The 13145-nt window shown below is 60.0% G+C and carries 4 protein-coding genes; all 4 read right to left on the bottom strand.

The features are described from left to right. Positions 1-191: 191 nt before the first annotated feature. The gene (locus NST08_RS08770) at positions 192-3644 is read right to left on the bottom strand and encodes an AAA family ATPase (protein ID WP_341341694.1); all 3453 of its coding nucleotides are present in this window, start codon (positions 3642-3644) and stop codon (positions 192-194) included. Further along, positions 3641-4822 (bottom strand): exonuclease SbcCD subunit D, encoded by a 1182-nt coding sequence (locus tag NST08_RS08765; protein ID WP_210095257.1) that lies wholly within the window; start codon positions 4820-4822, stop codon positions 3641-3643. The genes NST08_RS08770 and NST08_RS08765 overlap by 4 nt, the downstream gene beginning before the upstream one ends. Before the next feature lie 326 nt (positions 4823-5148). Next, complete coding sequence (gene addA, locus NST08_RS08760; RefSeq protein ID WP_341342621.1) at positions 5149-9345, bottom strand: helicase-exonuclease AddAB subunit AddA; 4197 nt, start codon at positions 9343-9345, stop codon at positions 5149-5151. Next, a complete protein-coding gene (gene addB, locus NST08_RS08755; protein ID WP_341341693.1) occupies positions 9335-12853 on the bottom strand; it encodes a helicase-exonuclease AddAB subunit AddB in 3519 nt (1172 codons plus the stop codon). The genes addA and addB overlap by 11 nt, the downstream gene beginning before the upstream one ends. Between the last annotated feature and the right edge of the window lie 292 nt (positions 12854-13145).

Here is a 13145-nt window from a genome sequence, read left to right as displayed (position 1 = left end):
CACCCGCCAAGGACGAAAAGTCCGGCATGGCAGGCCAAGCCTCGCAGGGGAAGGGAAGAGCGTGCCCGCTGGAAGGCATTAGCACTGTCAGGTGCTTCTATTGCATGTCGGCTTGACTGTATTATAACAGTGCCATATAGCTGTATCTGTGATCCCCGTCACATTGAAAGAATCCTTCTGCAGCCTGAAATTTACATAGATTCGATTAGGATTTGCGAGCCTTCGCCTGCCTGCTCCGCAGGCCGTACCACCAGCTTACGCGGAAGACGGGCCCGGAGCTCCGGCACGTGGCTGATGATTCCGACGGTCAGTTTATCGGTATGCAGACGCTCCAGTGCTGTAATAACGGTCTCCAGCAGCTCCGGATCAAGCGTGCCGAAGCCTTCGTCCAAGAAGAAGAACTGCAGCGGATACTGCCCTCTCAATTGAATCTGAGCCGATAGAGCCAAGGCCAAGGCCAATGAGGTGAGGAACGTTTCGCCGCCGGACAGCGTCGAGACCGGACGCCGGACGCCGCCGTTGGCATCGTCCCGGATCACAAACCCGCCGCCGGAATCCACCTCGAGCGAGTAACGCTGTTTGGTGAGATACCGCAGCCGCTGGGAGGCCGCCTGGCTGACCTGCATCAGCTGCTCCTCGGCAATATACTCCACAAATGCGTTTCCGCGCAGACAGGACTGGAGCTTCGACAGCCGGTCGCTTTCGCTCTGGAGCTCTGCCCGTTTGGCCTCAAGCTCCATATAGCGGATATGGCGCTTACTAAGATCCTCCAGATCCCGCTCTGCCCTCGCTTTCGCCTGAAGGGCCTCCTCGTCGGCCGAACGGGCAGACGCAAGCTCCGAGCTGCACAGCTGCCAGTCCTCCTCATTGTAGGGGCTCGCTCCAAGCTTCTGCATAACATCGCCGAGCCGGACCGTCCATTCCCGCTGTCCCTCGCGATGCGCTTTGACGGCTCCGGAGATCCGTTCGATTTCTTCGCCAGTCAGACAAGCGTCCCGAACGTCGCCCTCCGTGGCGAACGGCGAAGCGCCAAGCTGCTTCTCCCAAGTCAGCTTCGCTGCCTCATGGTGCTCCTCCGCGGAGCGGGCGGCCTGCCCGGCGATGGCTGCCTCTTTAGCGGCTTGCTGCGCCGCTTCCTCGGTCTTCCGGCGCTGCATTATGGCCTGCTCGGCGGCTTCTCTGAGCTGCTTCAGCCTGGAGCGGCACTCCTGGATCAGCTCCTCGGCCGAGCGGTCTCCGATCCATACGGACAGCCGCTCTTCTTTCTCCTTCAGCACTTCCGCCTTGCCTTCCCGCTGGGTGTCCGCCAGAATGAGGTTTTTCTCGAGCTCGCGCAGCTTGCCCTCGAGCTCTTGCACGGCCTGCTGCTTCTGCTCCAGAAACGGAACGCTTCGCTCAAGTCCCTCCTTGATCTTCTCGGCTTCGGCATCGCTGGCCTGCATATGCTTGAAGCGGATTTCAGCCTCCTCAAGCGGCAAATCCGGGCGGGTGCCGGACCACGCCTTGACGATTTCGGCGGCTTCAGCTTCCAGTCCGGCAAGCTTATCCCGAAGCTGCCGGACGGACAGGGCTCTGCTGTCCACGGCCGCCCCCTGCTTCGCCAGCTCTTGCCGGCACTGCAGCAGCTGCTGCTGCAGCTTCGAAGCATCGTTACGGCACTGCGCCATCGCAGCCGCTTGTGAATCGGCGGCCTGCTCAAGCCGCTTGGTCTCTTCTGCAAGCTGCATCAAGTCATACGGCGGGCGGGTATCCGGCACGGCGGCTACAGCCGCTTCGAGCATGCTGCTGCCTGCCTCGTCGTGGACGGCCTCCAAAGCGGCCGCCCCGCCCCCTTGACGGGCTGCCGCTTCGGCACCGATTTGCCGGAGCAGCGCCTCGCTCTCGCTCAGCTGCTGCCTTAATTGCATGCGAGTCTCCTGAATTCGATGCATGACATCATTCAGCTGCTCCATCGCCTCATCATCGGAAGCCTCGCCTTCAGCAGGCCGCGCGGCCGGATGGGGATGGTCCTTGCTGCCGCATACGGGACAAGGTTCGCCCTCCCGCAGCTCGGCAGCCAATGAGAGCGACAGCGCATGAAGCTCCCTCTCGCGCCGGGCTCCCTCCATCGACTTGCCCAGCGCGGATGCGGCCGCCGCGATACGCTCTGCCGCTGCGGAAGCTTCAGCGGCGCTGCTCTTTACATGATCAGCGTGGCCTGCCAATCGAGCATGGTGCTGCAGCAGCTCCTGCTCCTGAGACTCTAATTCTGCCAGCTTCAGGCGCAGCTCCTGCTCGGAGCCCTCCTGCTCCTTCAGTTCCTGTCCGGCCTGGGCCTTCAGCTTCTCCACGGCACGCAGCGATTGAAGCTGCTGCATCGCTTCATGCAGCGCCTGCCGGTCCCCAGAGCGCGTCTCAAGCCCCTTCAGCTGCTCCTGAAGCTCATCCCTGCGGCTCCGTCCGCGAAGAAGCAGCTCCTGCTCCTTCTGGAGCTGGGCATTCACTTCCTCCAGCTCCTTCCGGAGCGCTGCCCGAAGCTCGTCCAGCCTCTTCAGCTCTTCGCGCAGGGAATCCCGCTCCCGCTGCAGCAGAACGGCCTGGCCCAGCTGCTCCTCACGCTGCAGCAGCTTCGGTTCTTCAGCCGCAAGCGCGGCCTGGGCCGCTTCATCAGCCTCGGCGGCCTGGGCGGCTGTCTTTTGCATAACGTCCGCCTGGGCCGCTTGCGCTTCGGCCGTACGCCGACGCTGCTCCCACTGTCTGCCGGTCTCGCGCCAGGCCTCAAGCGCAGGAAGCACCGCCGCTGCCGCTCCGGTCAGCTCCAGCTTGCGCTCAAGCAGCCGAATTTCTTCTTCATGCGCCGCAAGCTCATCCAGCTTGCTCTGAAGCCGCTGTCGCTCCAAGTCCAATTCCCGGAGCTTGGACAGCGACTCGTGACGCTCCTGGATCGACTGAAGCCGCCGTCTCGATGCCTCGGCGTGCTTCTTGGCATGCTCCAGGGCCAGCTCTGCCTCCGCAAGCGCCTCCTTGCCTGCACTTCCAAGTCCCTGCTGCTCGGCCTCCACGGATTTCAAAACACCTTCCGTTTCCTTGACCCTTCGACTCAGCTTGATCGCAAGCTGATCGCCGTACCGTTCAAGGTGAAACAGGCGCTGCAGCATTTGTCTGCGCTCGCTTCCCTTCAGCGACAGAAATTCCGCAAACTTGCCTTGAGGCAGAACGACCGCGCGGGTAAAGTCATCCATTTTCAGGCCGATTTTTTCCTCAACGCAGCGCGTGACTTCCGCCAGTTTGTCCGCCATGACCTGTTCGCCGTCTGCGGTGACGTGTATGAACCGGCTGACCGTATTGCTGATCGACAGCTCATTAACCCGCTTAAACCGCCGTTCTACCCGGTAACGCTCCGACCCGGCCGGCGAGCTGAGCTCAAACGTAAAGGACACAAACAAGCTGTCCTCCGAATGATTCATGATGCCCTGCGTGCCGTTGACCGCACGCTCCACCTTGCCGTACATGGCAAGCGTGATGGCATCGAGCAGCGTCGATTTCCCGCTGCCCGTCGGGCCGAATATGCCGAACAGCCCCATTTCGCACAGCGCTTCAAAATTAATCTCCTGCGGGCTGCGGTAGCTCTGCAGACCCGACAGCTTCAACAAAACCGGCTTCATGCGCCGCTCACCTCCGCCGCATCCTGATCTTCCTCTTCGACCAGCTCCAGAAACAGCTGAACCAGTTGATCCTCCGGTTCTGCCCCGCCGGTCTGCCTCTGGTAGAACTTGCGGAACAGATCGGGCAGCGGAATACGCGAGCGCTCGATCTCAAGCTCCAGCGCCTCCATCTCCGGATAGACCGGCCGGATATGTACGATACCGTCCCTGCTTTTGCGCAGACGCTGAATATCCGCAAGCCCCATCGCCTCCGTCAACGTAATTTCCAGATCGATGAAAGCATTGGCGTCCCGGTCCTCATCCAGCCACCGGTACACTTCCTCCAGCCCGCCCTTCGCTTTCCATCTGACTAAAGGCCTGCCGCTCGTAAGGAACACTTCCTCGATGACAGGGCTGCCTCCGGGCGCAACGTCGATCATCGTGACGGACTTCGCCTGCCCGGCTTCCGAGAAGCTGTAGGCCAGCGGTGAGCCGCTGTAGCGGATCACCCCTTCCCCTTTTACAGCCTGGGCCCTGTGAAGATGTCCGAGCGCGGTATAGGACGCTCCCACGGCCAATGCCGACGGATCGACCGTATATGCGCCGCCGACTTGAATCGGACGCTCCGAATCGCATTCCACACCGCCAAGCACATAGATATGGCTCATCGCAAGGTTTACCGTGCCCGGCGTAAACGCATGGGCCAACCGCTTCATGAGCATGCCGACCCGCTCGCTGTATGCGCGGCGCAGCTGATCCTCATCCCCGTCCAAGGCGAGCAGCTCATTGAGCCTCGCTTCCGACGGATAGGGCAGAGCGGCGATTTTGGCGGTTTCCCCTGTTCGTGCAGACACGGTGGTGACAACATCGGAGACGGGCATGCCGATCAGCGTGATCCCCCGGTTCGATACGAGCGGCGTAATCGAAGATACGCGCTCCGGCTGGTCATGATTGCCGGCGATGACGACCATGGGTCGGCCGCCTTCCGTCAATCTCGCCGCCGCATCGTAGAACAGCTGCTCCGCCGCTGCGGGCGGATTGACCGAATCATACACATCGCCGGCCATCAAAATCAGATCGGCCTGTTGATCATCCGCAAGCTGAACCAGCTCCTCCAGAAACCGCTCCTGCTCCGCGAGCCGGCTCCGGCCCTCCAGCGTCTTGCCCAGATGCCAGTCCCCCGTATGCAAAATGCGCATCGCTGCATCTCTCCTCCCCCGATATAAACATTCTTTTTTGGTACCGTCAAAAGGGTTTAAAGCCCTTAAGCAAACCATAAAATCATTGCTTTATAAAATAATAAATAATTCCTTCACCGTGCAAAGCTCGGCTCGATCATACGCAGACCGATACCGCTAGATAAGTCTCGGCGCAGCCCCAGCACCTTCGACATTTTAAAACAAACAATCAGTAATGGCTCAGTATCGCTTTCGTTCGGTCAACCGGTGCATGGACCATGACCATATCCGAAAGGGCTGACGCCGTGTAGACTGAATTTCAGGAAACCGCATAGCCGCCAAAAAGTTTATATCCTAACCGCATGGCCCCCGTCAAAAAAGTACAGCCACTTCTCATGCACAGGCTCGCCCAAAATATCCTCCAGCGCCTTCGCATACAGCTCCAATTGAAAACGGTACTGTTCCGCAAGCGCCTGAAGGCCTCCCCGGTGCTCCAGCACCCGGTCCGTTTTGTAATCAAGCAGCACCAGCCTGCCTTCGCGGCGGAACATGCAGTCGACGACCCCTTGAACCAGCACCGTCTCATCCTGGAGCAGCCGGACATCCGGCCGGCCCGAAGCGCCCTGCGGGGACAGCTCCTCGAGAAAGGCCATCCCCTGATAAGCATCCGCAGCAGGCAGCGCATAGGAAAACGGCATCTCCCGCCATACCTCCTCGGCCGCCAGCAGCTGCTGCCCCACCTCGCTTTCAAACAAGCGGCTGATATCGGATGGTTCCACGGCTGCAGCCTGCTCAGGAGTAATGATCTCCCGCTGAACCAGATCAGCGATCAGAGCTTCGGATTCGTGAAGCCGTCGGCCGGTCGGTTCTTGCGCTTCCACATCCGCAGCTCCGGCCTCTCTTTCTTGGAAATTGCCAAGAGGCAGATGCTGCATCAATGTATGATAGACCGTCCCGCGTTCGGCAGGGGTCAGCTTTTGCGCCTCCATAAATTTCGGGCGGCGAAGGTTCAAAGTAAAGGCGGCCGATGGATAGCCGTTATGGTCTGAATCCGGCGAATACGCTGAAATGCCCGCAAACAGCCCCTCCTGCGCGCCGCGCCTAACCGCCCGCTCCTCAACCAAGTCGAGCGACGGCTCTTCCTGCATCGCCAGCAGCTTTTTCATCTCCGTGACGGACGTCTTCGCCGAGATACCGCTCACGGCTTCATAAGGGTAGACCCAAGACAGCTTTCGATTAACGGCTTCCCGGCTTTCTGCATCTTTGCCGCCTGAATCTGCATCAGCCTCCTCGATCGGCACCGGCTCAAGCCGCTGCACGGCCTTCATCCGTTCAAAACGCTCCTGTCCGCGATCCCCCTCTTCATCGATCACGATGCCCGGCGGCTCCAGCAATGACTCCGGCGTCTCGACGGCGAAGATCCAATCGGATGGATCCTTCGACAGAGCAGCGCCTTCGCTGTTCACCGGCAAACCTGCAAGCTCGCGAAGCTGGCCTGCGGACGGGTGGCGGATGACCGCCGGACCGATCCAATCCAAGTAGCTCCGGCCTCTAGCCAGCAAGTAGTCGGGCAGCAGGAGCTCCGGATGGCTGTCGGCCTGGGCCCATGCCCCTGCCCGTTTCGACAAATCCTTCACCGTGCCGACCAGAATCATTTTCTCCTTCGGACGGGTAAGGGCCACATACAGCACCCGCATCTCTTCGGCCAGCAGCTCCAGCTGGGATCGGCGTCGGATCGCCAGATTCGGCAGGGTCGGATAGGTGACCCGCATGTCTTCGTCCACGAATTTCGGACCAAAGCCCAGCTCCTTGTGCATCAGAAAAGGCGCGTTCAAATCCTGCTGATTGAAATTTTTGGACACCCCGGCAACGAACACGACCGGGAACTCCAGTCCCTTGCTCTTATGGATCGTCATCAGCCGTACCGCATTGCCATGACTCTCTGCCGAGCTCGCTGCCCCCAGATCGCCGCCTCGCTCCCGCAGACGGGAGATAAAGGTCAGAAAGCGGAACAATCCCCTCGAGGAGGTATCCTGCTCATACCGAACCGCCCGGTCATACAATGCCGTTAAATTCCCCTGGCGCTGCTTGCCTCCGGGAAGACCGGAAATCCAGTCCAAATACCCTGTCTCGCTGTATATACGCCAGATGAGGTCGCTTAGCCCGCCCTGACGAGCCTCCTCCCGCCAGCGCTGCAGCCGTCCCATGAACAGGTCCAGCTTAAGGCCGAGCTCCGGAGAAATGTCAGCCGCGGCTTCTGGATCAGCGGATGCATTTAGGGCGCTTACCCCGGTCACGAGCTCATGTCCGGCAGCCGCCTCGGCCAGCCCCTCCAGCTCCTCTCCCAGGCTCCATGCGCCGTCCACCAGCCCCGATGCTGGGGATGCCGCTGCGGACGGTGTTCTGCGGACCGCGCAGGCAGCCTTCAGCGCGTCATAATAAGTTCCTTTGGCGCAGAGGCGGACCTGGGCCAGCTCCTCCTCGGTCAATCCGACCAGCGGCGAGCGCAGCACGGAAGCGAGCGGGATGTCCTGCCTGGGGTTATCGATGACCGCAAGCAGCGAGAGCATGATCTCGACTTCCGTTGCCTGAAAGTATCCTTTATTCTGCTCTCCGACGGCGGGAATGCCCGCCAGACGGAGCTCTTCCATCATTAAAGGCGCCCAGATCATGGCCGAGCGAAGCAGGATGACCATATCACCATACTCCACCGGACGCATCGATTTGAGCGATTTATCATAAATCATGAGCGGCTTGCCGGTTTCCCCGGTCATCTGGCGGATTCTGCCGATGATCGCCCTTGCTTCAAGCTGGGCCGTCTCCATCTCGGCGGCCTCAAGCTCAAGACCTGCGCTTTCGTCGTCATCAGCCGACTCCCCGCTCTCCGGATCGGCGCTGCTTCCGCTTCGGTCAATCAGCAGCAGCTCCGGTTTATAAGGGCTGCCGCCCTCGCCTTCCTGTTCCGGAAACGAGGCGCCGCAAACAAGCTCGGCCCGCGAATCATAGGCGATCTCAGCCACGGACTCGTTCATGATCTGCCTGAACAGCATGTTCACGGCATCCACGACCTCCATGCGGCTGCGGAAGTTGCGGGCCAGATCGATCCGGATTCCCGCGAGGCTTGTTTCCTCGCCGGTATCGCCTGCGCCGTAGCTTTTGTATTTATCCAGGAACAGTCCCGGCTCCGCGAGGCGGAAACGGTAAATGCTCTGCTTGACGTCGCCGACCATAAACCGGTTCCCTGGCGCTTCGCGGGAAATGAGGCGGACGATGTTCTCCTGCACGCTGTTGGTATCCTGGTATTCGTCCAGGAGCACCTCGTCGAATTGCTGCCTGTATTCCATTGCAGCATCCGAAGGCAGCATGCGGCCCGGTTCGGAATCGGGATGCCGCAAGATATGAAGGCAGTAGTGCTCCAGATCATTAAAATCGACCATGCCTTTGGCCGCTTTCGCTTCGCGGTAGCGTTCGCCGAAGAGAATGACCGTCTCGGCAAGCTCCTTCATCAGCGGCGCGGCCGTTTGGAGCTCCCGCAGAAATTCGCGTGCCGGCCGGCCGAATAAGGCGCCCTTTAGCTCATTGACGGTTTTCTTCGCTTGCTCTCTCAGCTCCTTGACCTGCTCCTGGAGCTCGGGAATGATCTCGGCCTTGCGGATCGATTTCAGCTTGCCGAAGGAGGCGTCACGGAAAATTTCATGCAGCGATTCCCACGGAGAGTGTTGAACCGCCTCAAGCAGGGAGCCGACAAGCGCTGCGTCTTCCTCCAAATTGTCGGCGTACGCCGCCGGTCCGCCCGGCTGAAGCGCAATCGCCCGAGCTTGCTCCAGCAGCCCGGCTGCTCCGCTTAACGCGAGCCGGGCATCGGCCAGGATGCTGTGCACCCACGGCGTCCGGCCCAGCTGTTCCGTATCCTTCGCCTCGAAGCTGGCGGCCGTATCCCGCAGCCAGCGCTCCGGCCACGGATGGCTCCGTGAAAAATCGTAAAGCCGCTGAACAAGCCGGTACAGCGCATCATCCGTCCGTTCGCCGCTGAACCAGTCGGCCAGCCGCATGAAGTTGCTTCCGGGCTCACCTTCCGATTCCCCGTACTTTTCTTCGAACAGCTCCTCCAGCAGCTCCTGACGCATCAGATCGGCTTCATGCTCATTCAAAATCCGGAAGCCGGGGTCGAGTGGAATCAGCTGGTAATATCGGCGGATGACCTCCATACAGAAGGAGTGCAGGGTCGTGATGGACGCCCTGCCGAGCAAAGCCAGCTGGCGCCGAATGTGCTCATTCTCGGGATCCAGGTCCAGCTCCCGTTCCAGCGCCTCTCTGATCCGCTGCCGCATTTCAGCCGCGGCGGCTTTGGTGAAGGTCGCGACAAGCAGGCGATCCACGCTGAATCCCGACGACTCGTCCAGGATTTTGCGAATGATCCGTTCGACGAGCACCGCCGTTTTGCCTGAGCCTGCCGCTGCCGCGACCAGAATATCGTCGCCGTAGCGCGCAATGGCTTTCCATTGATCGTCGCTCCACATGCTGCCCTCTGGCTTAGCCATCATGTTTGCCACCGGCTTCCTCTCCTTTCATTTGTCCGAGCAGATCCCATACTTGATCCCGTCCCGGCTTGCCGAGCAGCTGATATTGACTGCCCTCAATCGTATCGTCGAATTGGCACACCGGCCGATAGGCGCAGTATGTGCATGCTGTTTCCTGCTGGATCCGGTACGGCTCGATCGCCACATCTCCCCCGGTAATTCGCGAACCGATGGTCGTCATGTTGCGGCGAACCGCGGCTAACAGCGTCTCCCACTGTTCTGGGGTTGCGACGGCCGCGCTGCTGTAGAAGCTGCCGTCCGCCTTCACGGCAACCGGAAGAATCGCGGAATGGCCCTTTTCCAAATAAGAGTCCATGAGGGATACCGCTTCGCGGTCTGCAAGCAGCAGCCCCTTCATCTTATACCGCTTCAGCAGCTCCTCCGCTGCCGCCTCCGGCGTCATGCCGTTAGCCGACTGCAGCACCGGATCATGGACGTGGAAATACAGCGTGCCTGCCGGCAGCGCCTGTTCCCCGATCCACAGCTCCGCATAGGTCAACAGCACGTCCAGATAAGTCAGCATCTGCAAGGATAGTCCGTAGTACACCTCGTGCAGACGGAGATCCTTCTGGCTCGATTTGTAGTCAATCACCCGAAGCATGACGCCATGCTCGCCCCGGGCCATGTCGACCCGGTCAATCCGTCCTACGACCTCCATTTTCACCCCGTTATCCAGCTCAAAGGTAAGGGGAGGCAGCGGCTTGCCGGGACCGAAATCAAGCTCAAGGCCGACCGGCTCGAACTTGCCGCGGCGCGCCTGCTCGCCCAGAATGACAGAAGCTCGGCCGACAATATTCTTCAGCTTTCGCGAGATGTAGCCGTAGCGTTTGGAGCTCAGCAAAATTTCGCCCTGAAGCATCGGAGCCAGCCGGTCCACGGTCTGTTCCGCTTCGCGCAAACACTCCTCGGCCGTCAGGTCGCCCCAGCTTCGATGCTCCGATTGAAACTTCACCGCCATCTGGCTTAAAGCTGCATGGAACAGCTGGCCGATGTCCGGAGCTTGCAGACGGTAAAGCTGCCGTTCCCGCAGCTTCAATCCGTGGGACGCAAAATGCGAAAACGGGCACGCAACGAAGCGTTCCATCCGGGATACGCTGGTTGCAAGCCTTACGCCGTACAGGCGCCGGCTTGTCTTCTCCGTCAGATTTCGCCCTTCATTGCGATAGGTTAAAGAGGACAGCATTACGCCGAGCCGCGTCTTCCATTCCGGCTGGCCGGCGAACCAATTATAAGCATGCCACCAGAAGTCTGGGAGCTCCTCGCCGTTTCGCCAATCCCGCAGCCGGCCGGTCAAATAAGCGATCGTCTTCCCGGGCCGGGTCACGTATCCCGCCTGCTCCTCAGGGGATTGCCCGGCATGCGGCCGAGATGCGAGCGGCCCCTCGCCGATCTGAAACATCAGCTTCAAATGGCGGATCACCTCGGATGGGAGCAGCGTCTTGCCTTCATCGTCCGCGGCGGGATAGCTGACCCACAGCTGCATGCTGGCCGTAGTCAAAGCATTATAGATCAGGAAGCGTTCGTCCAGAAGCCTCCTCGATATGGTCGGGGCAAGCTCCAATCCGCGCTCCGCCAGGCCGCTGCGCTCCTGTTCCGTCAATATCCCGTCATCCTCAAACTGCGCCGGGAGCACTCCGTCGTTCACCCCGAGCAAAAACGCATATTTCACGCCACCCGTCCGCGTCCGATCCATGCTGCCGATCAGCACCTGATCCAGCGACGGCGGGACGAGGGCCATCTTCAATTCCGTGAGCCCAGTATCCAATATACCGGCGAACAGCTCGGTGCTGAGCTTTTCATCCCCCATCATCTCCACGATCTGATCCAGCAGTCCCAGCACAGCCCCCCATACCTGGCGGTGCTCCCTTGCCTCTTCGGGACGGCCGGCCTCAAGCGCCGCTCTGCTCAGAAGCTCCAGCTTCTCCGGCACATCCGCTTCCTCCAACAGGCGGAAGACGGCCGTACATTGCTCGCGGGCGGTTGCCGCCTTCTTCAGACGCTTCTCAAATGGATGCAGGACTGACGCAACGGCAGCCCTGGCATATTCAATACGCTGCAGCTCTTCCGTACCGCGGGCTTTCGTTTCCCCTTCCTCCAGCGAGAGGCTGGGCGCACCCTTCCATGGGCGGCCATCCGTCCAGCGGGAGCCCTGAATGCCTGAAGCCAGCACGTGATTCTCGAGGCGGTCCATATCTTCCCGGGACAATGAACCGTCCAGCGGGAGCAAAAGATCGGTCTTGACGCAGCGGAAGACGTCCTCGTACCTCCAGCGGCGCAAGCTGACATCCAAAGCCGAGCGGACAAACTCCACCACCGGATGGTGAAGCTCGCTCCGTTTCTGATCAAGGAAATACGGAATGCCATACTCCCGGAACAACGGGCCGATCAGATGCTCATAATCGCCCAGGTTGCGGACGAATACCGCCATATCCCGGTACCGGGCCCCTTCTTCCTGCGCCAGACGGAGCATCTCCCGGATCGCTCCCTCGATCTCGGCGCGGCGATTGGCGGCTGCATAGAGCCGCAAGCCATCCGCTTGCGTGCCCGCCTCTCCCCGCCAGCGCATTCTCCTGTCATAGCCGCGCTCCAGATGGGCCAGCACCGGTCGTTCACTGAAACGGGGAGGGACTTCCGGCGCAAGCATGCGGTGCTCGGTATCCGCGCCCAGCTCGTCCGCGATCCCTTTTAGCTTTATGTACGTGCTCGCCGTAGGATGGAACAGATCCAGCTCATGGGGAATGCCCCCTGTTGGATAAGGCTTGTCCAAGGTAAGCGCAATCGTCACCTGTCTTGCATGGGCCAGCAGCTCGCGGATGACTCGATATTCCTGGGGAGTGAAGCCGTGGAAGCCGTCGATCCAAATATCCGCATGGCGAATATAGCCCGAATCCGCAATGCTTTCGGCCAGCGTCGCAAGCGTGTCCTCCTCGTCCATATAGAGTCTCGATATTTCCAGCTCATAATCCCGAAAGATAAGGGCGATTTCCTTCAGCTTACGCTGAAGCATCGGAGGCCCCCCTGTATGGGAAGTCAGCAGCTCGAGCTGTTCCTCCACGCAAGCGGCGTCGATGCAATACCGCTTCATTTCGGTATACAGCTCGCTGAGCTTGCCGACAAAACCGAGCTGCTCGCCCGAAGGGCCGAATAGCTCCAGCTCCTCCTTGCGGCGGCGAAGGATTTTGTACAGCAGCATCCGCTTGCCTTCCTCGCTGATCGCCACCTTGGCTGCTCCGCCGGTCTCCTGCATGACCCGGTAAGCCAAGCGGCGCAGGCTGAGCACCTGGGCCCTAAATATGCCCTTGATGCCTCCTGTGTTCACCAGCGCATGCTCCGCCTCGAACGATCCCTGTTCGGGAACGATCAATATCATCGGGTTGCCCTGGGGCGATTCCTCCAGTCTCCGGCTCATCTCTTCACGAATGGCCGTGCTTTTTCCGCTGCCCGACCGGCCGATTATAAATTGCATCCTCATCTTCGCCTCAAGCCTCCTTCGCCTTTTCCGACAGTTTACATGCAGGGGAATTCCTATGGTTCTATGAATCTGCCTTCCATCATGAGGATCCGCGCCTGCTATCTATTGAAATTTCGTATACATTTGTTGGAGTTTCCAGTCTTATTGGGAATGATGTAATCCGGTTTTTACAGACTCTTTTCCCCTTACCTTGCATCCTTTCGTTTTCAGTTCATCGCCTCGCAATTTGCGAATCTATCACCAGGATGCTGATTAATAGTATAGCATAAGCGGCGGCGGAAGGAACATACGT

Origin of the sequence: Paenibacillus sp. FSL K6-1566 (assembly GCF_038050475.1) — a bacterium.
In the GTDB taxonomy this organism is placed as follows: Bacteria; Bacillota; Bacilli; order Paenibacillales; family Paenibacillaceae; genus Paenibacillus_AQ; species Paenibacillus_AQ lactis.
Note: the sequence above shows the minus strand (reverse complement) of the source record. Positions and strands in the feature narration are given on the sequence as shown.

Coding starts and splice junctions, on each gene's coding strand:
- NST08_RS08770 (WP_341341694.1), bottom strand. CDS start 3,644: ATGAAGCCGGTTTTGTTGAAGCTGTCGGGTCTGCAGAGCTACCGCAGC.
- NST08_RS08765 (WP_210095257.1), bottom strand. CDS start 4,822: ATGCGCATTTTGCATACGGGGGACTGGCATCTGGGCAAGACGCTGGAG.
- addA (WP_341342621.1), bottom strand. CDS start 9,345: ATGATGGCTAAGCCAGAGGGCAGCATGTGGAGCGACGATCAATGGAAA.
- addB (WP_341341693.1), bottom strand. CDS start 12,853: ATGAGGATGCAATTTATAATCGGCCGGTCGGGCAGCGGAAAAAGCACG.